The organism is Amycolatopsis sp. TRM77291, assembly GCF_054166285.1.
On sequence record NZ_JBSZHF010000001.1, the window covers coordinates 12,313 to 32,099 of the forward strand.

At 69.9% G+C, this 19,787-nt stretch carries 23 protein-coding genes; 16 read left to right on the forward strand and 7 right to left on the reverse strand.

What is annotated here, in order from left to right:
• The first annotated feature begins 12 nt into the window (after nt 1-12).
• Nucleotides 13-2,553, forward strand: coding sequence for an alpha-glucan family phosphorylase (gene glgP / locus ACXIZN_RS00065; RefSeq protein ID WP_457951709.1), 2,541 nt, complete (start codon nt 13-15; stop codon nt 2,551-2,553).
• Between the two features lies 1 nt (nt 2,554).
• Here the strand turns inward: glgP and ACXIZN_RS00070 are convergent, their stop codons facing one another.
• On the reverse strand, nt 2,555-2,749 hold the full coding sequence (locus ACXIZN_RS00070) for a LapA family protein (protein ID WP_192743073.1): 195 nt from the start codon (nt 2,747-2,749) through the stop codon (nt 2,555-2,557).
• 322 nt (nt 2,750-3,071) lie between these two features.
• On the opposite strand from ACXIZN_RS00070, the gene ACXIZN_RS00075 reads away from it, so the two are divergent.
• The 4 genes from ACXIZN_RS00075 to ACXIZN_RS00090 all read left to right on the forward strand — a co-directional run bounded on the left by ACXIZN_RS00075 (nt 3,072) and on the right by ACXIZN_RS00090 (nt 5,862).
• Nucleotides 3,072-3,926, forward strand: a complete 855-nt coding sequence (locus tag ACXIZN_RS00075) for a hypothetical protein (protein ID WP_457951710.1) — start codon at nt 3,072-3,074, stop codon at nt 3,924-3,926.
• A gap of 21 nt (nt 3,927-3,947) precedes the next feature.
• On the forward strand, nt 3,948-4,304 hold the full coding sequence (locus ACXIZN_RS00080; RefSeq protein ID WP_257484738.1) for a hypothetical protein: 357 nt from the start codon (nt 3,948-3,950) through the stop codon (nt 4,302-4,304).
• Between the two features lie 16 nt (nt 4,305-4,320).
• Nucleotides 4,321-4,962 carry a putative T7SS-secreted protein gene (locus tag ACXIZN_RS00085; RefSeq protein ID WP_457951712.1) on the forward strand — a complete coding sequence of 214 codons (642 nt, stop codon included), beginning with the start codon at nt 4,321-4,323 and terminating at the stop codon, nt 4,960-4,962.
• Between the two features lie 75 nt (nt 4,963-5,037).
• Entirely contained in the window at nt 5,038-5,862 is an 825-nt protein-coding gene (locus tag ACXIZN_RS00090; protein WP_457951713.1) for a hypothetical protein, read from the forward strand.
• Nucleotides 5,863-5,866: 4 nt separating this feature from the next.
• On the opposite strand, the gene ACXIZN_RS00095 is transcribed toward ACXIZN_RS00090, so the two are convergent.
• Together ACXIZN_RS00095 and ACXIZN_RS00100 are read right to left on the reverse strand one after the other, a co-directional pair.
• Complete coding sequence (locus ACXIZN_RS00095) at nt 5,867-6,262, reverse strand: rhodanese-like domain-containing protein (protein WP_457951715.1); 396 nt, start codon at nt 6,260-6,262, stop codon at nt 5,867-5,869.
• 76 nt (nt 6,263-6,338) lie between these two features.
• The gene (locus ACXIZN_RS00100; protein WP_457951717.1) at nt 6,339-6,887 is read right to left on the reverse strand and encodes a cysteine dioxygenase; all 549 of its coding nucleotides are present in this window, start codon (nt 6,885-6,887) and stop codon (nt 6,339-6,341) included.
• A gap of 317 nt (nt 6,888-7,204) precedes the next feature.
• On the opposite strand from ACXIZN_RS00100, the gene ACXIZN_RS00105 reads away from it, so the two are divergent.
• The 5 genes from ACXIZN_RS00105 (at nt 7,205) to ACXIZN_RS00125 (ending at nt 11,431) form a co-directional block, all read left to right on the forward strand.
• Nucleotides 7,205-8,017, forward strand: coding sequence for an ABC transporter ATP-binding protein (locus ACXIZN_RS00105; protein WP_034315517.1), 813 nt, complete (start codon nt 7,205-7,207; stop codon nt 8,015-8,017).
• A 55-nt stretch (nt 8,018-8,072) separates the two neighbouring features.
• The gene (locus ACXIZN_RS00110) at nt 8,073-8,852 is read left to right on the forward strand and encodes an enoyl-CoA hydratase/isomerase family protein (protein ID WP_457951719.1); all 780 of its coding nucleotides are present in this window, start codon (nt 8,073-8,075) and stop codon (nt 8,850-8,852) included.
• Between the two features lie 5 nt (nt 8,853-8,857).
• Nucleotides 8,858-9,820, forward strand: a complete 963-nt coding sequence (locus ACXIZN_RS00115) for a class I SAM-dependent methyltransferase (protein ID WP_192743068.1) — start codon at nt 8,858-8,860, stop codon at nt 9,818-9,820.
• Nucleotides 9,821-10,993: a THUMP-like domain-containing protein gene (locus tag ACXIZN_RS00120; RefSeq protein ID WP_457951720.1), complete on the forward strand. Its 1,173-nt coding sequence runs from the start codon at nt 9,821-9,823 to the stop codon at nt 10,991-10,993.
• 63 nt (nt 10,994-11,056) lie between these two features.
• On the forward strand, nt 11,057-11,431 hold the full coding sequence (locus ACXIZN_RS00125) for a DUF427 domain-containing protein (RefSeq protein ID WP_457951721.1): 375 nt from the start codon (nt 11,057-11,059) through the stop codon (nt 11,429-11,431).
• 3 nt (nt 11,432-11,434) lie between these two features.
• On the opposite strand, the gene ACXIZN_RS00130 is transcribed toward ACXIZN_RS00125, so the two are convergent.
• Complete coding sequence (locus ACXIZN_RS00130; RefSeq protein ID WP_457951723.1) at nt 11,435-12,154, reverse strand: hypothetical protein; 720 nt, start codon at nt 12,152-12,154, stop codon at nt 11,435-11,437.
• A 67-nt stretch (nt 12,155-12,221) separates the two neighbouring features.
• Here ACXIZN_RS00130 and ACXIZN_RS00135 point away from each other — a divergent pair, with 67 nt between their 5' ends.
• Nucleotides 12,222-12,998 (forward strand): helix-turn-helix domain-containing protein, encoded by a 777-nt coding sequence (locus ACXIZN_RS00135; protein WP_457951725.1) that lies wholly within the window; start codon nt 12,222-12,224, stop codon nt 12,996-12,998.
• Between the two features lie 27 nt (nt 12,999-13,025).
• A complete protein-coding gene (locus ACXIZN_RS00140) occupies nt 13,026-13,451 on the forward strand; it encodes an acyl-CoA thioesterase (RefSeq protein ID WP_457951726.1) in 426 nt (141 codons plus the stop codon).
• Here the strand turns inward: ACXIZN_RS00140 and ACXIZN_RS00145 are convergent.
• Nucleotides 13,422-13,967, reverse strand: a complete 546-nt coding sequence (locus tag ACXIZN_RS00145) for a GNAT family N-acetyltransferase (RefSeq protein WP_457951727.1) — start codon at nt 13,965-13,967, stop codon at nt 13,422-13,424. The genes ACXIZN_RS00140 and ACXIZN_RS00145 overlap by 30 nt on opposite strands.
• 28 nt (nt 13,968-13,995) lie before the next feature.
• Here ACXIZN_RS00145 and ACXIZN_RS00150 point away from each other — a divergent pair, with 28 nt between their 5' ends.
• Both ACXIZN_RS00150 and ACXIZN_RS00155 read left to right on the forward strand, forming a co-directional pair.
• A complete protein-coding gene (locus ACXIZN_RS00150) occupies nt 13,996-14,871 on the forward strand; it encodes an aminoglycoside phosphotransferase family protein (RefSeq protein ID WP_457951728.1) in 876 nt (291 codons plus the stop codon).
• A 31-nt stretch (nt 14,872-14,902) separates the two neighbouring features.
• On the forward strand, nt 14,903-15,373 hold the full coding sequence (locus ACXIZN_RS00155) for a GNAT family N-acetyltransferase (RefSeq protein WP_457951730.1): 471 nt from the start codon (nt 14,903-14,905) through the stop codon (nt 15,371-15,373).
• A 3-nt stretch (nt 15,374-15,376) separates the two neighbouring features.
• Here the strand turns inward: ACXIZN_RS00155 and ACXIZN_RS00160 are convergent, their stop codons facing one another.
• Nucleotides 15,377-16,216 carry a DUF222 domain-containing protein gene (locus tag ACXIZN_RS00160; protein WP_457951732.1) on the reverse strand — a complete coding sequence of 280 codons (840 nt, stop codon included), beginning with the start codon at nt 16,214-16,216 and terminating at the stop codon, nt 15,377-15,379.
• Between the two features lie 455 nt (nt 16,217-16,671).
• Between ACXIZN_RS00160 and ACXIZN_RS00165 the strand changes: the two genes are divergently transcribed.
• Both ACXIZN_RS00165 and ACXIZN_RS00170 read left to right on the forward strand, forming a co-directional pair.
• Nucleotides 16,672-17,523: a nitroreductase/quinone reductase family protein gene (locus ACXIZN_RS00165; protein ID WP_457951733.1), complete on the forward strand. Its 852-nt coding sequence runs from the start codon at nt 16,672-16,674 to the stop codon at nt 17,521-17,523.
• Between the two features lie 475 nt (nt 17,524-17,998).
• Nucleotides 17,999-18,985, forward strand: coding sequence for an acyl-CoA desaturase (locus ACXIZN_RS00170; protein ID WP_457951735.1), 987 nt, complete (start codon nt 17,999-18,001; stop codon nt 18,983-18,985).
• Nucleotides 18,986-18,990: 5 nt separating this feature from the next.
• On the opposite strand, the gene ACXIZN_RS00175 is transcribed toward ACXIZN_RS00170, so the two are convergent.
• Entirely contained in the window at nt 18,991-19,785 is a 795-nt protein-coding gene (locus tag ACXIZN_RS00175; protein WP_457951736.1) for an alpha/beta hydrolase, read from the reverse strand.
• Nucleotides 19,786-19,787 lie beyond the last annotated feature (2 nt).

The following is a 19,787-nucleotide window of genomic DNA, read 5'->3' on the forward strand; positions in this document are numbered from 1 at the left end:
TGGTCGCTCTTCATGAGAGCAGTCCGCCGGTTCACCGTCCGCGCGAGCCTGCCGGAGTCGCTCTCCGGCCTCGGTGACCTCGCCACGAATCTGCGCTGGACCTGGCACCCGCCCACGCGCGACCTGTTCGCGTCGATGGACGCGGAGCTGTTCAACCGCGTCCGCGACCCGCTGCGGATGCTCACCGCCCTGCCCCCGGCCCGGCTCGACGAACTCGCCGTCGACGACGCCTTCCTCGCCCACGCGCGCGAGGCGGTCGCCGATCTGGAGCGCTATCTCGCCGAGCCGCGCTGGTACCAGAAGCAGGACGACGCAGACCTCCCGCCCGCCGTGGCGTACTTCTCGATGGAGTTCGGGGTCACCGAGGCGCTGCCGAACTACTCGGGCGGCCTCGGCGTGCTCGCCGGGGATCACCTCAAGGCGGCGTCGGACCTCGGCGTGCCGATGGTCGGTGTCGGGCTGCTGTACCGCGCCGGGTACTTCCGGCAGGCGCTCTCGCTCGACGGCTGGCAGGTCGAGCACTACCCGGTGATCGACCCGAACGCCTTCCCGCTGGAACTCGTGGCCGACGGCGGCAAGCCGGTGCTGGTCGAAGTCGCGATGCCCGCCGGGCGCACGCTGCACGCCCAGATCTGGAAGGCCCGCGTCGGCCGGATCCCGCTGCTGCTCCTGGACACCGACACCGAGGCCAACGACGAAGACCTGCGCGCGGTCACCGACCGGCTGTACGGCGGCGACGCCGACCATCGCATCCGGCAGGAGATCCTGGCCGGGATCGGCGGCTTCCGCGCGGTGCGGCGCTACTGCCAGCTGACCGGGCATCCGCAGCCGAAGGTGTTCCACACCAACGAAGGCCACGCCGGATTCCTCGGGCTGGAACGCGCCCGCGAGATCATCCAGGCCGACGGGCTGGCGTTCGACGAGGCGCTGCCCGCCGTCCGCGCCGGCACCGTGTTCACCACGCACACCCCGGTCAGCGCCGGGATCGACCGGTTCCCCGTCGATCTGGTCCAGCGGTACTTCACCGACGGCAGGCTGGTCCCGGACGTCGACCCGCGCCGCGTGCTCGCGCTCGGCGCGGAGGACAACCCCGGCCTGTTCAACATGGCGCATATGGGACTGCGGCTCGCCCAGCGCGCGAACGGCGTCTCCGCGCTGCACGGCCGCGTGTCGCGGCGGATGTTCTCGCGGCTGTGGCCGGGATTCGACTTCGACGAGGTGCCCGTCTCCTCGGTCACCAACGGCGTCCACGGGCCGACCTGGGTGGCGCGCGAGCTGAGCGCGTTGCTCGGGCGCAATCACGAGGAGCTGGGTCTCGACGGCGCACAGGGCAAGCCGCTGCGGGACGGCGTCAGCGACGAGCAGTTGTGGGCGCTACGGCGGGAACTGCGCGAGAAACTGGTCGCCGAGGTGCGGCGCCGGGTGCGAGCCGCGTGGATGCAGCGCGGCGCGTCCGCGCTCGAACTCGGGTGGACCGACACGGTCTTCGACCCGGACGTGCTGACCGTCGGCTTCGCACGCCGCGTGCCGACCTACAAGCGGCTCACGCTGATGCTGCGCGACCCGGAACGCCTGCGCGCGCTGCTGCTGGACGAGCGGCGCCCGATCCAGCTCGTCGTCGCGGGCAAATCGCATCCGGCCGACGAGGGCGGCAAGCAGCTGATCCAGCAGATCGTCCGCTTCGTCGACGATCCCGAGGTCCGGCGCCGGATCGTCTTCCTGCCGGACTACGACATGTCCATGGCGCGCTACCTCTACCGCGGCTGCGACGTCTGGCTCAACACGCCGGTGCGGCAGCTGGAGGCGTGCGGCACCTCGGGGATGAAGTCCGCGCTCAACGGCGGCCTCAACCTGTCCATCCGCGACGGCTGGTGGGACGAGTGCTACGACGGCAGCAACGGCTGGGCGATCCCGACCGCGGACGGCGTCACCGACCCGCTGCGCCGCGACGAACTGGAGGCCGCGGCCCTGTACGACCTGCTTGGCCACCAGATCGCGCCGCTGTTCTACGACCGCGGCGCCGACGGTGTGCCCGGCGGCTGGATGTCGATGGTGTGGCACACGCTGGAGACCCTCGGGCCGCGCGTGCAGGCCGCGCGGATGGTGCGGGAGTACGTCGAATCGGGTTATCTGCCCGCCTCGCGCATGGTCGCCGAAGCCACGGGTGACGGATACCGCGGCGCGCTGTCGCTGGCCGACTACCGGACCAAATTGGACGTCGCCTGGCCGCGGGTGCGGATCTTCGACACCGAACTGCTCGTCGAGGGTTCCGCGCCGATGGTCACCGGGACCGAGGTGACCATCCGGGCGCGGATCGACCTCGCCGGTCTCGAACCGTCCGAAGTGGACGTTCAGGCCGTCGTCGGGAAGGTGGGCGACGGGGACGAACTGAGCGATCCCGTCACCGTCCCGATGTCGGGCGACGGGATCGGCGCGTTCGCGGCGCGGCTGAAACTGCCGCATCCGGGCTCCATCGGTTACACCGTCCGCGTGCTGCCGAAACACCGTCTGCTGGCGACGCCGGCGGAATTGGCGCGGGTCGTCCACGCCTGAATCACCTCAAGAACGGCGCACCGGTCCCGTGCGGGTACCGGTGCGCCGAGACGTATCCGGCGTACCGCGCGTATTCCCATGCCTGGGCGAACTGAACGAGTTCCGCCCGGCGGCGCTGATGCCACCGTGCCGAAACGAGCCAGCCGGCCGCGGCCCCGAGCAGCATCGCCAGCCCGACGATCACGACGAGTTCCATTCCGTACTCCTGATTCCTGGCCGCTCGATCAGCGGCTGTCGCTCCGACGCTAAGCGGATTGATCGTCTTCGCGCACCCTCTGCCGGGCCTTGGCCAGTAAGTGGTCATGAGACGTACGTACGGTTTTCATATGCCACGGATTGGTCACCGGCGTTCGTTGTCAATTCGGTGGCGAACAAAAGGGGAGTTCGGGCCCTGATGGTGTCCAAAAAATGGCAAAGACACAGGTGAAAGGCGCTTTGTCAGGCGGTTGAGGGCGATTCGTGCGGCATATCGTGATCGCCTAGGCTCTTCGTCCTTGAGGTCGCGCAGGGGAGGAATAGTGACTTCGACGAGGAAAAGAAAAAAACCCGAGGACAGTGTGCTCGGCATCCACAAGCGCAACGGCATCTGGCAGGACGGGCTCGCCAGGGTGATGGGCCCGGAGCTGCTCGAACGCTGGGGGATCGCGGAAGACGCCGGTGTGTCCCGCGTGCGGGAGATCGTGCTCCTGCGCTTGAACCGGGTACTGGACCAGTTCCCGAAACCCGAAATGCATCTGATCGTCTGGACCGCGTACAACCTCGGCGCCGCTTCGCCCGACGAGGAGAGCGGCGTCGTCCGGCGGCTCGAAAAGCTGGTCGAACAGGACGGCATCGGGTACAGCGTCCGGACCTGCACCCGCCGGTTCAACGACACTTTCCTGCCTGCCGTCGTGAAGAGCTTGAGCGCGGAACAGAGTGCGATCACCGACGAGGACCTCGGCCGGGCTTCGCGCTGGCTGGCCGCGAACATCCGGCCCGGACCCCCGGAACCCGCCGCGGTCGCCGACGGACTGTCCGCCGCGATCCGAGGGTTGCGGACCCCCATGGACCCGGTGCTGAAGATGTTCCTCGACGGCCCTGTCCACGGCCCCGCGGACCGCGACGGTGTGCCGCTCGCGGCGAAGCTCGATACCCGGGGCGAGTGGCTGTGCGTCTTCACCGGAGAGCGCCTGCTGGCCGCCTATCGCGAGTCCACCGGCGCGGGCTGGGCCCGGATCGGCCGGTGGACCGGTCGTGACGTCGTGCGGACGGCGGCAGGCCGCATCTTCCCGACCGGGATCCTGATCGATCCGAGTCCGGTCCTGGGCGCGGGGGCCGACGCCACGCTCCCCCTCCCGCCGGCGGAGATCGACCGGCTCGCCCGTGAGTGCTGACCCGAGACGAGGACACCGGACATGTTCGATTTCGAGGCCGTTCCCGGCGAGCTTGGCCGGGCGGGCGACCGGCTCCACGACATCACCGAGATGATCACCAGGCAACCCGCGCTGAAGTTCAAGGCCACGGCGAGCGAAGCGGGGGACCCCGTGCTCGTCGCGGCGCTGGAGAGCTTCCAGGAGGCTTCCGCGCACAGCGTCGCCGTGCTCGCCGAGGATGTGCGGCGCCTCGGTGACCGGCTGGGCGAGGCCGCGCGCGCCTACCGGAACGGCGAAGAAGCGGCGATCGAGAAGGTCACTGCGATCGGTGCCGCCGAAAGCCTTGCCCGGCGGACCGGCGACTCGGACGACGGCACCATCCGGGCCGTTCTCGGCTGAGCGAACAGGACGGACGATGAAGCCGGAAGACCCGGACGGGCCGAGCGCGCCCTGGACGGCCGGGACGGTCAGCGTGCTCCGAAGCGAGGCGGAACGCTTGCGAGCGGTTTCCCGGACGCTGGAGGACCAAGCCGTCGAGGTGCGCCAGATCGATCCTCATGGCTGGTCCGGCCCTGGACATGACGCGTATTCGGGCCGTCGGACCGAGTTGGCCGCCCGGTGCCGGATGGTCGCGGAGGAGCACGCCCGCGCCGCGCGGGCGCTGGACGATTACGTGGCGGTCCTGGAGCAGTTGACCCGGACCGCGCGGGACACCGCGGATCCCGCGCTCATCCGAGGGTTGATCGCCCAGCGGACCGAGGCGGCGGCACGGGCCGCGGCCACGCTCACCGAAGTGGGCAGGGATCTCGCCGCGTTGAAGACGGTGCTCGGTGAGGTCGACCGGCGCGGGGTCCGGGAATCCCGGCCCGCGCCTACCGCTGGGCCGATTTCACCGCCGCCCGACACCGTCCCGGCGCAAACTGAACTTGTGCCCGCTCTCCTGCTGGCCGATCCGGTCGAATTCGACCGGCGGGCGCAGGGACTGAGTGACGCCATGTGGCGATTCTGGTCCATGCCCCCGCTTGTCAAGCCGGTGGCGAACAAAGGAAACCCTTGATCCGCGATTTCCGCCGGACAATACGGAACGGCGTGGTGAAATACACTTTGCCGGGCCGATCCGAATGGCGGAGGAATGGTGGCTTCGGCTAAGGAAACGAAAACATCGCGCAGAGCCAAGGACCGGCTGCACCATGTCCACGCCCGCGCCGGGATCCGGCAGGACGGGCTGCTCCACGCGCTGGGGCCGGAACTGCGGGGCATCTGGGGGATCGCCGAGGACGCCGATCCCGGCCGGACGCGTGAAATCGTCCTTCTGCGGCTGAACCGCGTTCTCGACCGGTTCGCCGACCCGCTCATGCCCGAGATCGTCTGGACCGCCTACAACCTCGGCGTGGACCCGGTGCACGGCGGGGCGGGCATGGTCGGCCGGATCAGGACCATGGTCGGCCGCGGCCGGGTGCCGGTCTCGGAGCGCACCTGCACCCGGCGCTTCTACGACTTCCTGGGCAGCGTCAAGAACAGCCTCGACGGCTTCCAGGAGGACCTCACCGGCGAAGACTTCAGGCTCGCTTCGCGGTGGATCGCCGAGAACGTCCGTCCCGAGCGGGAGCGAAGCCCGCGAGAGCCCGTCCCTTCGGTCATGCGGATGTTCCTTGACGGAACGGTATGCGGACCGGCGGACGAGGCGGGCGCCCCGGTCCCGGCCAGGCTCGGCGCGCACGGCGACTGGCTCTGCGTCTTCACCGACGAGCGGTTGCTGGCCGAGTACCGCGCGGTCACCGGCGCGGGCTGGGGCCGGATCCGGCACCGGACCGGCCGCGAGGTCGTGCTCGCGGCCGCCGGCCGCGCCGCGGCGACGGGCGTGCTGGTCAACCCCAGGCCGACGCGGGGCACCGGGATCCACGCCGCTCTCCCGCTCTCCCCGGAGTCGGTCGCCAGGCTCGCGGTCCGGCGGTAGCGGATCAGGGAACGGCGGGGGTGCCGCCTTCCCGGACCGGGAGCCCCGCCGAACGCCAGGCCCGGAACCCGCCTTCGAGGTCGGTGGCACCCGGCAGGCCGAGCCGCTGCAGATCGGCGGCGGCAAGGCTCGACGAGTACCCCTCGTTGCACACGACGATCACCGTCGAGTCCGGTTTCACCTCCGGCAGCCGCCATTCGCTGTCCGGCGCGAGCCGCCACTCGAGATGGATCCGCTCGACGACCACCGAGCCGGGGATCTCGCCCTCTTCGGCCCGGTTGACGTGCGGGCGGATGTCCACGATCAGGGCGCCGTCCCGTTGCAGCCGCAGTGCCCGCTCGGGCTCCGCCCGGTCCAGTCCGGCCCGGGCGGTGGCCAGCAGCGTGTCGATCGCGCTCATGCCTGCTCCTCGTAGTGGGTCGCTTTGCGTCGCATGAGCAGGCGCACTGTGTTGATCGATTCGCTCGCAAGCTCGCTCATCGGCCCAGTATCGGGGCCAGCGAGGGGATCTCGGCGGGAACGTCGGCGAGCGTGGCGTATTCGCGGGTCGCGACCAGCGGTGGCGAGTAGGCGTGGACGCTGGCGGCGGGCTCGGTGCCGATGCCGGTCACCTGGTGCGCGCGCCCCGCGCCGAAGCCGATGCCCTCGCCCGCGACATGGGTGCGGCGCCGCACCGGGCCGCCGGGGTAGCGGTACTCCTCGCCGATCTCACCCTGCAGCACGGTGAACGAGCCGGACGCGCCGCCGTGGTCGTGCGGTTTGGTCTGCTGGCCGGGCAGCCACGACAGCAGCCACAGCTCGACGCCGTCGGTCAGCGCGAGCCGCGCCCACCAGCGGTGGTCCGGGTCGAAGCGCAGCAGGCCGCGCAGGCCCGAGGTCAGCTCCGTGGTGACCGTGGAGGTCAGCTCGGCCAGTTCGCGGGGCGTCCAGAGCAGACGGTCGGGGTGCAGCAGTTCGGGGAGCAGCGGGTCGGCCAGCTGCGGGTGGATCTCGAAATCCTGGCGGGGCGTGATGGACGTGGTCACGGAAAGGCTCCTCGTGAAGGTTCGCGGGCGCGGAAGGCAAGGCGCGGCGCGACACGGGGAGTGCCGTCGGAAGAGGAACTCAGCCGTGTCGCGCGGTGGTACACCCGCACGAGGCGACGAGGAGCAGATCGATGGCCCGGCGGCGCCAGAAAGAGCCCCCGATGACGGGGAAGGCGGCGGACACGGACCTGATCACGTCGCCGATGGTGCCACAGTGTCCTGCCCGGGGCCGCCTTGTCCCACTTCCTGGACCAGCCGCTTTCCCCCGACCGGCGGCCCGGTGCACACACGCGCGCGAGTGCGGACACAATGGGCGCGTGAGCGAGCCGATCCAGCCCAGCGAACTTGACGACCTCGTGGTGAGGATGACCGGTGTCGGGGTCCGCCGAACAGGCAACGACCTCCTCGCCGACCTCGATTGGACCGTGGAACTGGACGAGCGCTGGGTGGTGCTCGGCCCGAACGGCGCGGGCAAGACCACCCTGCTCCGGCTGGCCGCGGCCGAACTCCACCCGACCACCGGGACGGTCGATCTGCTCGGCGACCGGATCGGCAAGGTCAACATCTTCGAGCTGCGCCCGCGGATCGGGTTCACCTCGGCCGCGATCGCCCAGCGTGTGCCGGGCGAGGAGCGCGTCGTCGACGTCGTGGTGAGCGCCGGTTACGCCGTCGTCGGCCGCTGGCGTGAGGAATACGACAGCCTCGACACCGACCGCGCCATAGAGCTGCTCGGCGCCCTCGGCATCGCGCACCTGGCCGACCGCACCTTCGGGACGCTGTCGGAGGGCGAGCGCAAGCGGACGCTGATCGCGCGGTCGCTGATGACCGACCCGGAGATGCTGCTGCTCGACGAGCCCGCCGCCGGGCTCGACCTCGGCGGCCGCGAGGACCTCGTCGCCCGCCTTTCCGAGCTGGCCCTCGACCCGGAGGCCCCGGCCATGGTGCTCGTCACCCATCACGTGGAAGAAATCCCGCCGGGGTTCACCCACGCGCTGTTGCTGCGCGACGGCCGCGCGGTCGCCTCCGGTCTCGTGGACGACGTCGTGACCAGCGACAACCTGTCCAAGACGTTCGACCAGGACCTCCTGCTCGAACGATCCGGTGATCGCTTCTTCGCCCGTCGCCGCTGACGGGTCGTACTGACCGGTAGCCTGCACTCTGTCTTGGACGGTTAAGGAGGACGGCGTGGGAGAGTTCGTAAGTCTCGAGGTCGAAGGCGGGGTCGGCACGATCCGGCTGGACCGCCCGCCGGTCAACGCGCTGAACAACCAGGTGCAGGCCGAGCTGGCCGAAGCGGCCCGTGAGGCCTCCGAGCGCGACGACGTGCGCGCCGTGATCCTCTACGGCGGCGAGAAGACCTTCGCGGGCGGCGCGGACATCAAGGAGATGGCCGAGCGCACCTATCCGGAGATCGCGAAGTTCGGCGCGGCGCTGACGGCGTCGCTGGCCACCATCGCGAATATCCCGAAGCCGGTCGTCGCGGCCATCACCGGTTACGCGCTGGGCGGCGGGCTCGAACTCGCGCTGACCGCCGACCGCCGGATCGCCGGCGACAACGTCAAGGTCGGCCAGCCGGAGATCCAGCTCGGCGTCATCCCCGGCGCCGGCGGCACGCAGCGCCTGGCGCGGCTCATCGGCCCGAGCAAGACCAAGGACCTCGTGTTCACCGGCCGCTTCGTGAAGGCCGAGGAGGCACTGGCGCTCGGCATCCTCGACGAGGTCGTGGCGCCGGACGACGTCTACGCCGTCGCGCACAAGTGGGCCTCGCAGTTCGCGAACGGCCCGGCCGTGGCGCTGCGCGCCGCGAAGGCCGCCATCGACGGCGGTCTCGACACCGACCTCGCGAGCGGGCTCAAGCTCGAATCCCACCTCTTCGCCGCGCTCTGGGCGACCGAGGACCAGCGCAACGGCATGAAGTCGTTCATCGAAAACGGCCCTGGCAAGGCCACCTTCGAGGGGAAGTAGGCCCGATGACGCAGGTGAACGATCCGGCGCCGAACCCGCACGCCACCGCCGACGAGGTCAAGGCCGCCTTCGACGACCCCAAGCTCGCCAACGTGCTCTACCACGACTGGGAAGCCGGGACCTACGACCAGAAGTGGTCCATCTCCTACGACGAACGCTGCATCTCCTACGCGACGGACGTGTTCAACGCCGTCGCCGGTGAAGACGGCCAGCCGTACCCGACCGCGATGGAACTGGGCAGCGGCACCGGTTTCTTCCTGCTGAACCTGATGCAGGGCGGGGTGATCAAGAAGGGTTCGGTCACCGACCTCTCGCCGGGCATGGTCCAGGTGGCGCTGCGCAACGCCGAGAACCTCGGCCTCGACGTCGACGGCCGGGTCGCCGACGCGGAGCGGATCCCGTACGAGGACAACAGTTTCGACCTCGTCGTCGGGCACGCCGTGCTGCACCACATCCCGGACGTGCGCGCGGCGTTCGCCGAGGTGCTGCGGGTGCTGAAGCCGGGCGGCCGGTTCGTCTTCGCGGGCGAGCCTACGAAGGTCGGCGACTTCTACGCGCGCAAACTCGGCCAGATCACGTGGTACCTCACCACCAATCTGACCAAGCTCCCGGTGCTGAACGGCTGGCGCCGCCCGCAGGAGGAACTCGACGAGTCCTCCCGCGCGGCCGCGCTGGAGGCCGTGGTCGACATCCACACCTTCGACCCGTCCGAACTCGAGTCGATGGCCCGCGGCGCGGGCGCGCAGGACGTCCGCGCGGTCACCGAGGAGTTCGCCGCCGCGCTCGCGGGCTGGCCGATCCGGACCTTCGAAGCCGCCGTGCCGCAGGAGAAACTGACCCTGCGCTGGCGTCTGTTCGCGTACCGCCTCTGGCTGCGACTGTCCGCTTTGGACAAGAAGCTGCTCGCCAAGGTGCTGCCGCGCGAGCTGTTCTACAACGTGATGATCACCGGTACCAAGCGTCCGTAGGTGCCGTACCAGTTCACGCTCGACGACGTCGCCTTCCTGCGCTCCGGCGCGGGAAGCGCGGCGCTCGCCGAATGCTCTTCCCTGCCACTGACCGACAAGACCCGCATCGCCGACGTCGCCGCCGTGCGCCGGATCGCCCCGGACCACGCGGCCGCGGTGCTGGAAACCGTGGTGCTGCGGCGGAAATCGGCGTACAAACTGGGCGCCGCGGGCTCGTGGCTGTTCACCGGCGACGCCCTCCAGCAGGCCAGCGCCACACTGGTCGCCCGGCACCGGGCTTCGCGGCTGGCCGGTCGTGACGTCCACGACGTGACGTGTTCCGTCGGCGCCGACCTGATCGAGATCGCCCGCGTCGCCTCGAAGGCGCTCGGGTCTGATCTGGACGACGTCCGGCTGGCGATGGCGCGGCACAACGCCGCCGAGGCCGGGGTTTCGCCGGTGTTGCTCAAGGCCGACGCTTTGCGGCCGGTCAGCCGGGCCGCGGTCGTCGTGGCCGACCCCGCACGTCGTGACTCCGCCGGGCGCCGGGCGTGGAAACCCGCCGATTTCCTGCCGCCGCTGGACGGGCTGATCGACGCCTATCCCGGACGCGAGCTTTCGGTCAAATGCGCGCCGGGCCTCGATTTCTCCATCGCGCCCTGGGCGGACGAGGTCGAACTGGTCTCTTTGGACGGTCAGGTCCGCGAGGCGTGCCTGTGGCGCGGAGTGGGCTCGACGGTGTCGCGCCGGGCGACGGTGTTGCGTTCGGACGGTACACAATGGACGGTCACCGACGCCGATCCCGACGAGATCCCCGCGCGTGAGCCGGGCGAATGGATCGTCGACCCCGACGGCGCCGTCGTCCGGGCCGGGCTCGTGCGGCACTACGCGGCGCGGCACGGGTTGTGGCAGCTCGACGAGCGCATCGCGTACCTGACCGGGGACACCCCGCCGCCCGGGATCCGGGCGTTCCGGGTGTTCGAGCACGGACCGTACAGCGAGAAGAACCTTCGTCTCCTGCTGAAGAAGCACGACATCGGCCGATTGGAAATCCTCGTCCGCGGTCTCGACATCGACCCGGACGCGTTGCGGCGCAAACTGAAGCCTCGCGGTGGCGAGGAAGCGACTCTGGTGCTGACCAGGATCGGTCGTTCCGGAGTGGCGTTCCTCTGCCGCGCGCGGCTACCCGCCTGAGGGAATATCCGCGCGGCCGGCGTCGCTGTGCCCGGTATCGGAAACCCTCGAGGGAGCTGATCCATGTCTGACAAGAAGGTACTGAAGCCCAGCGCCGGCCACCCGATCACGGTGGAGCCGAACAAGGCGCGGGTGGTCGTCACGGTGGGTGGGAAGGTCGTCGCGGACAGCGCGAACGCGCTCACGCTGCGGGAGGCGAACTACCCGCCCGCGCAGTACATCCCACGCGCCGACGTCGACTTCGGCCTGCTGGAGCGGACGGACCACTCGACGTACTGCCCGTTCAAGGGCGACGCGTCGTACTACAGCATCCGCACCGTTGACGGCGTCGCCGAGAACGCCGTCTGGACCTACGAGGCGCCGCACGACGCGGTCGCCGAGATCAAGGACCACGTGGCGTTCTACCCGGCGAAGGTGGACGCGATCGAAGAGCGCTGACCGTCACGGGAGCTGGTTGATCCGGTCCCCGTCGGCAGCCAGCGAGGTATCGGACTCGATCGGCCAGACCTCCAACCCCGGCGCCTTGACCAAGGCGTCGACGAGGGCCTGCTCGCCCGCGACCAGGGTCGAATCGAAGTCGACTTCGGTGGCGACGCACCACGCGCGGTCGTCCGGCCAGAACAGGTTGGGCGACTGCGCCTCGAACCAGTTCGGCCGGGGCCGCCAGCCTAGTTCCGTGGCAGACGTCAGCGGGCCTTGGAAGAGCAGGTAGTCCCGGCCGGGGTGGCGCAGGCGTGGCGCGTCGAGGTGCTCGCGGGACAACGTCGCCTCGTCGGCCCAGCCGTAGCCGTCCCAGAGGCCGAACCAGGCTTCCGAAGCGGACGTGTGCTCGCTTAGGACGGCCAGCAGCGCGGTGAGGCTGTGCGACGGCAGCGTGCCGCGTCCCGGCGGCGAGCCCCGCCAGAGCGAGCCGGTGAGATTCACCGGATCCGGGGAGCCGACCAGCGCGTGCCACTGCATGGCGCCATGGGCGCGCCGTCCCGTCTCGGCCGCGGCTTCGCTCCAGCTCGCCCAGCCGCCGCGGTCGCGCTCGGCGGGGTGGCAGAGACGCGCGTATGCGGCGTAACCACGCGGAACCGTGCGACCGGCCGCGCCGAACGTCCCGCCGAGCCTGGGAAAGATCCACTCGGCGGGGGACGGGTCGAGCACCGGTCGCAGCACGGCGGCAAGTCTTCAGCAAGATCAGGTGGAGCGCATCTTGTCGGTGGGCGGGGGCATACTGCCGGTCGTGGGTGTTCCGCTGCGTCGCCGTTCGGGCCGTTCGGTGTACCGCGAAAGCACGCCGGGCGCGGCCGTGGCCGGCGTGGTCGAGAGCGCCTGGACGGGTCTGGTGGGCTGCCGTCGGCCGCTGAGGGTGTTCCCGGACGGCTGTGTGGACCTCGTCTGGGACGGCACGGTGCTCGCCGCGGTCACCACGGTGCGCGGGGTGCTGCGGCACGAGCTGCCGCCGGCGGAGTGGACCACCGGGCTGCGCCTGAAGTGCGGCGTCGGCGGTGCGGTGCTGGGCCTGCCGATGACGGAGCTGGGCGCGGGTGTGACGCCATTGCGCGACCTGTGGGCCGCTGGGGCGCGCCGCGCGGAGTCCGAGCTGGCCGGGTGTGGGACGCCCGGCGAGGCGCGCTCGGTGCTGGAAACACTGATCGCCGAGAGGCTCCGGGACGTCGAGGTGGACGGGCTGTCCCTCGCGGCCGCTCGGGCGCTGCGTGCGCCCGGGGCACGGACCGACCGGGTGGCCGCGAAGCTGGGTGTGAGTGAGCGCGGCCTTCGGCGGCATATGCGGCATGACGTCGGCGTCGGTCCCAAGGAGTTGCAGCGGGTGCTGCGGTTCCGCCGGTTCCTCGAGCGCGTCGGGGCCGTGGCCCGGGGGCAGGCGTCGCTGGCCGCCGTCGCCGCCGATGTGGGCTACGCGGATCAGTCCCATCTCGGGCGCGAATGCCGCCGGCTGTCGGGCACTTCGCCCGGCGCGCTCGTGCGGTCGTGGACTGGCCGAAACGTTCCAGACTGAGCGGTCCGCCGGGGCGAAGATCGGGAGGTGCCCGAACCTTTCCGCGTCACCATCGACATCCGCACGGACGATCTCGACATCAACGGTCACGTCCGCGGCCCCGCCTACCTCGCGTACGCCGATCACGCGCGCTGGGAGTGCGTGTGGGCGGCCGGCGTGGACCCGTTGGCGCTCAAGGCCGGAAACCTCGGCCCGGTCAACCTCGAAACGACGATCCGGTTCCGCCGGGAACTACGTGCCCGCGCGCGGATCGACGTCCTGACCAGGTTCGCCTGGGAGCCGGGCAAGGTGTCACGGGTCGTCCAGGAATTCGTGGCACCGGACGGCGCCGTCGTGGCCGAGGTCGAGAGCCTTTCCGGGCTGCTGGATCTCGAAAGCCGCCGCCTCGTCCCGGATCCCGGGCAGCACTGGCGGCAATACGCCTCACGGCCGGAGATCCTCGGCTTGCCGTGACCCTGCCCGCCTTTCGTAGAGGCTGGTGGGCCATTTCGCCTCGGGCGGGTCGGCCACGTGCTCGAAACCCATGCGCTCGTAGAACCCGCGCAAGGCGGCGTTGTCCCTCGTGGTCGCCACCCGGACGAAGGCCTTGTGGTGAACCGCGGCCTTCTCGCCGACCCAGTCGATGATCCTGTTCCCGAGCCCGGCTCCGGCCGCCTCCCGTGCCACCGCGAGGCGGCCCACATAGTAGGCCGGTTCTGTCTTTTCGCCCCAGAGCTCGGGTTCCGCCTCGGTCACCACACAGGTCGCGATCGGCCCGCCGTGCCCGACGACCAGCAACGCCTCGCCCGCCTGGATCTGATCGCGCACCGGCTCCCGGGGAAAGCGTTGCGGCCATTGGTGGATCCCGCGCCCGGCGAGCCAGGCGGCGGCTTCGGCGAGGAGTTCGAGTACGGCGTTTTCCTCGCCCGGCCGGGCTGGGCGGATGGTGAGCTCCGGGGTGAGCGGCTCGGGGCCGGTGAGGATCGGCATGGCTCGATGATGCCCGCGCGATGGTCGGATGTCCGTCGTGGTCGACGAGAACCTGGTGCGGAAGCTGATCGCGGCGCGGTTCCCCCGGTGGGCGGGGCGGACGGTCGAACGGTGGCAGTCGGGCGGCACGGTCAACGCCATGTTCAGGTTGGGCGATGACATGGTCGTCCGGCTGCCCCTGACCGAAGGCGGCGCGAAAGACGTGGCGCTGGAGCAGAAGTGGCTGCCGCGTATCGCGCCACGGCTGCCGACGCAGATCCCCGAGGTGCTCGGCGCGGGGGCACCGGCCGACGGCTACCCGTGGCCATGGTCGGTGTATCGCTGGCTGCCGGGCGAGAACCCGCGGCCGGACGCGCTCCGCCTGCCCGTACCGCTGGCCGAAGACCTGGCCGAGTTCGTGCTTGCGATGCGGCGAATCCCCATGGCGCAAGCGCCGAAAGCGCACCGCGGCGGACCGCTCACGACGCTGGACGCGGAGACGCGGTCGGCGATCGAAAGCCTGCGCGCGATCCCCGAGGAGAACGTCGACTGCGACGCCGTCCTCGCCGTTTGGGAGGAGGCATTACGGGTTCCGGCGTGGGAGGAAGCACCGGTGTGGCTGCACGCCGATCTGATGCCGGGCAACCTGCTGGTGGACGGCGACCGGCTTTCCGCGGTGATCGACTTCGGTTGCCTGGGCGCGGGCGACCCGGCCTGCGACCTGTTCCCGGCGTGGAACCTCCTGCCCGCCGACGCGAGGGAAGTCTTCCACGAGGCGCTCGGCGTGGACGAGGCGACCTGGAGCCGCGGCCGCGCGCGGCCGCTTTCGCAGGCACTGATCGCGCTGCCGTACTACCGCGGGACCAACGAAGCGATGGCGGGGAACGCGAGGCACGTGATCCGGGCGGTGCTGGACGAAGCGTAAATCGCTTGATCCTGCGAATTACGGTTCCAGCATGACGAAGACACTCCGGCTGGCCGAAGTCACCGCCGCCAACTTCGAGGCCGCGATCGAGCTGAGGGTCCACCCGGCGCAAGCCCATTTGGTCGCGCCGGTCGTGAAGTCCCTCGCCGAGGCCTACGTGCACCCCGGCGTCGCCTGGCCCCGCCTCATCTTCGACGGTGACCGGCTGGTCGGTTTCCTCATGGCCTTCCTGGACATCGACTTCGCCGGCGACGGCACGGGTACGGACATCCGCTCGGGCCTGTGGCGGCTCAACATCGCGGCAGGCGAACAGGGCCGAGGCTACGGCCGGTTCGCGGTCGAGGCCGTCGCCGCCGAGATCCGCCGCCAGGGCGGCGACCGGCTCACCGCGTGCTGGCACCCAGGCGACGACGGGCCCGAGCGCTTCTACCTGAGGCTCGGGTTCCGCTTGACCGGGGAGACGAGCGGGGACCAGGTGGTCGGGGAGTTGGCACTGGATTAGGGATTACGCCTGGCGCCGTGGGTTGGGTCGGGTAGGTGAGGTGAAGGGACTTTCCTCGCGTCGGATGTGGGGGAAGGGGCCTTTCGTGCGGTGGCTTTGATGGGTGGCGGGNTAGTCGGTGAAGGCGTCGCCGTAGCGTTCGTCCTGGGTGCGGGAGTCCCGGATTCCGTCGATGGCTTTGTGGGGTTTGGCCAGGGGGTCCAGATCGGATTTCAACCGGGCGTAGGTTTCGAGATCGAGCCGAGCCTTGAGGCCGAGGGTGCCGTCGCGGTGTTTGACGAACCGCAGCTCCGGCCGGGTGTCTTTGGGGTCTTCGTTGCGGGGTTCTTTGCCGTCGGGGTCGAGTTCGTCGAGCAGGCGGCGTCCGGCGCGGGCGATCTGCCGCGGCCCCGCCCGGCGCGCCAGCTCGACCAGGATCTTCTCCCCGGCCCGCACGTCGTCCTCGGGCACGCTGGAGGGGATGCGGGCGAGGGTGCGGATGATCGCGTCGATCTGGCCACCGCCGATCGCGCCCTCAGCGGCGGCCTGGGCGGTCAACGGTGCCAGGGGTGGTTCAGGCTCACCGCCGATGGACGGGCCGGGATGCAGGGCCAGGACCCGGTCGGCGCGGGCGCTGGCTTCCTTGTCGGTCACGAGGAAGTCCTCGAAAATCAGTGCCGCCAACGTCGAATGACCACTACAACCACGGACGCCTCGGGAATTGATTTCCGCCAGGATCGCGTTCTGTTCCGCATCTGCCCATCGCTTCAGGATTTCGAGTTCTTGTTTGCGGGCATGCAGCGTCGCGGTGTCGACGCGCCACCACTCGGTGGACGTCCCCGGGGGTGCATCGTTGCTGGCCACGACACCGACACTACTCTGAATCGAACACCTGCGCTAGCCCAAACGGCCCAACGAAGAAAATTGCCGGAAAATGGCAACAGTGAAGGAATATAAACGCAGCGAAGTGCCTTTACGTGCGCGAAGGAGCCTTAAAGCAGCGAAGCGCCTTTAAGTGCACGAAAAGTCTTAGCGTGCCTTTCGGCAAAGCGAAAGCGGCACCACGAGGAAGGTGGTGCGCACAGGTCCAGGCCCGTGCTAACGTCGTCCTCGAGCCCCGTATGGGCCTACGCATGGAGGTAGCGGCTACTCGGCCACCAGAGATCGGCACACACCGTCTCTCGTATTCAGTCATCCCCTCGTCGTGGGACGACGCCTTCATGTGATGCGCCCGAAACCGGGTGCGTCCAGGCTCGTGTGCGCTCTTCCGGTGGCGGTTCCGCGCCCTCCTGTCGACACATCGACGGGAAAGGACCGCATTGACCGGCTTCAACGACCAGGTGATCGAGGAATTCAGGCGGAGCAAGGGAAAGCTCGGCGGCATGTTCGAAGGGTGGCGGCTGATCCTGCTCACCACCACCGGCGCCAAGAGTGGTGAGCGGCGGACGAATCCGTTGGGCTATCTGGAAATCGACGGCAAGACCGTCGTCGTCGCTTCGAACATGGGGGCGCCGGCGCATCCGGGCTGGTATCACAACATCCGGCGTGACCACCGGGTCACGATCGAGACCGGGAGCGAGACCTACGAGGCCATCGCGGCCGTTCCGCCCGCGGCGGAGCGTGACGCGTTGTTCGCGAAGATCGTCGCCGCGGAGCCGGGTTTCGCCGAGTACCAGGCGAAAACGACACGCGTGCTGCCGGTCGTGATCCTGCACCGGATCGACGACCGGGTGCGGGGGCTGGGGGACTTCCTGGTGGAGGTCCACGACTGGCTGCGGGAGGAGCTCAAGACGCTGCGCGCCGGGGTGGACGACATCGTGGCCGGACGTGCGGACACGCTCCTGATGGAGAAATCCCTGCGGGCACACTGTATTTCGTTCTGCGAGGCGTTGACCAAGCATCACACCGGTGAGGACATGGGCGCGTTCCCCATGCTGGCGCAACGGTTCCCGGCGCTCGGGCCGGTGCTGACCCGACTCGGGGAGGACCATGTCGTCGTCGCGGGCCTGCAGAAGCGGATCCGGGAGCTCGTCGAGGGGTACGTCCACGGCGAGAGCGACCCCGTTCGCTTGCGCGACGAGTTCGACGCGCTCGCGGGGACGCTCGAAGCCCATTTCGCCCACGAAGAGCGGACGGTCGTGGCGGCGCTCAACGTGACGGCACCCGGCTGATCGATGCGGACGCCCTGGGGTTTCGGCCCCGGGGCGTGTATCGTGGGGATGGCGGCGCCTTCGCGGCGCGACGCCGTTCCGGCACGAGGCGGGTGGAATTCGCCCCCGGCCTCGCCGAAGACCGCGAACCCAGCGGTCCTTCCGAAAGGTTTCACAGTCAAAACTCACAGCACCGACAGTGCGCTGTTCAGCCACCCGCTCGACACCCAGGTCGAGCGCCACGACCCCGCGACTCCCCAAGGGGAGCGATACATGGATCTTTTTCGCGAACCTTCTTACCCCACACCGGAACCTTCGGCCGGCGCCGTTCGTTGACCGGATAGACCAACGTTTTGGGTGTCGTGTTGTCCAAGCACGCTCGCGCAGAATTCGTCGCGGGCGTCGCCTTTCGTGCGTCGCGCCGTGACATCGGCTGACACAGCCGATACCAGGCTGGCAAGAGGCACAGCTTGGCCATCGACAAAGAAGTGACGATATGACTTCAGTTCTAAACAACCCGGACAGCGCAGAGCGGCAGGCGCCACAGCCCCTGTTGTCCGGGGAGCAGACCAACACCGAAAACTTTCTCGTCAAGCTGTTCGCGGTGGTGCCGCTGCTGGCGCTCGCCGCCTCCGTCCCCTTCGCGTGGGGCTGGGGCCTCGGCTGGGTGGACCTCGGCCTGGCCGCCGGGTTCTACTTCCTCACCGGCCTCGGCGTGACCATCGGTTTCCACCGCTACTTCACCCACGGTGCCTTCAAGGCCAACCGCGGCCTGCGGATCGCCCTCGCGGTCGCCGGCAGCATGGCCATGCAGGGCCCGGTCATCGGCTGGGTCGCCGACCATCGGCGCCATCACGCCTTCGCCGACCGCGAGGGCGACCCGCACTCCCCGTGGCGGTTCGGCACCACCCCGGCGGCGCTGGCTCGCGGCTTCTGGCACGCCCATATGGGCTGGCTGTTCGACCGCGAGAAGACCAACGCGCAGCGGTTCGCCCCCGATCTGCTCGACGACCGTGACATCGCCCGGATCGATCGCCTGTTTCCGCTGCTCACCGTCGTCACGCTGCTCGCGCCCGCCGTCCTCGGCGGTGTGATCACGATGTCGTGGTGGGGCGCGGTCACCGCGTTCTTCTGGGCCAGCCTGGTCCGTGTGGCGCTGTTGCACCACGTCACCTGGTCGGTGAACTCGCTCTGTCACATGATCGGCGACCGCCCGTTCGCCGCCCGCGACAAATCCGCGAACTTCTGGCCGCTCGCCATCGCCTCGATGGGTGAGTCCTGGCACAACTCCCACCACGCCGATCCCACCGGCGCCCGGCACGGTGTCCGCCGTGGCCAGCTCGACATGTCGGCGCGGCTGATCTGGCTGTTCGAGAAGGCGGGCTGGGCGACGGACGTCCGCTGGCCCAAGGCCGATCGCCTCCGCCGGAAGCTCAACCCCGGCCACGCGCTGTCACTGGGCCGGAGCGCGAACCGGGCCTGAGCCCGTCAGCGAACCGCGCCCGTGATGGCGCCGATCAGTTCCGGTCCGTCGGACAACGCCGGATCGTTGTGATCGGCGCCGGGGACCTCGATCGCCTCGGCACCGGCGGCCCGCGCCACGGCGCGGCTCTGCTCGGCCGGGACGATCGAGTCCGCGGCGCCGTACACCACGGTCACCGGTGCCTTCACCCGGGCGACGTTGTCCCTCGTCGGGAACTCGTCCCGCAGCAGCCAGCGGACCGGCAGGAACGGATAGTGCCGCTGCCCGACCGACGCGAGGTCGACGAACGGCGAACGCAACACGAGCGCTGCCGGCGGCCGCTCGGCGGCCAGTTCGGTGACGACCGCGGAGCCGAGGCTCTCGCCGAAGTAGATCAGCGGTGTCCCGGCCTCGCGGACCAGGAAGTCCTGTGCGGCGCGGGCGTCCAGCGCGAGCCCGTCCTCGGACGGCTCACCGGGGTTGCCGCCATACCCGCGATAGTCCAGAAGCAGCACCGAGAGCCCGCGCGCGGTCAGCGCGCGGGCCATCGGCACGCGGTACGACCGGTTCCCGGCGTTGCCCGGCGCGACCAGCACGGCCGCTTTCGCGCCGGCGACCGGGAAGTACCAGCTCGACAGGTTCAGCCCGTCCGAGGTGGTGAGCGTGACGTCCCGGCCGCCGGGCAGTACGGCGGCGGCACCGGTGAGCGGACCCGCCTCGGGGAGGTAGATCAGCTTGCGCTGGAAGGCGAACGCGCCACCGAAGACCACGCCGACGATGGTGACGGTCACCGCCAGCGCGATCAACACCCTCTTGCGCATGC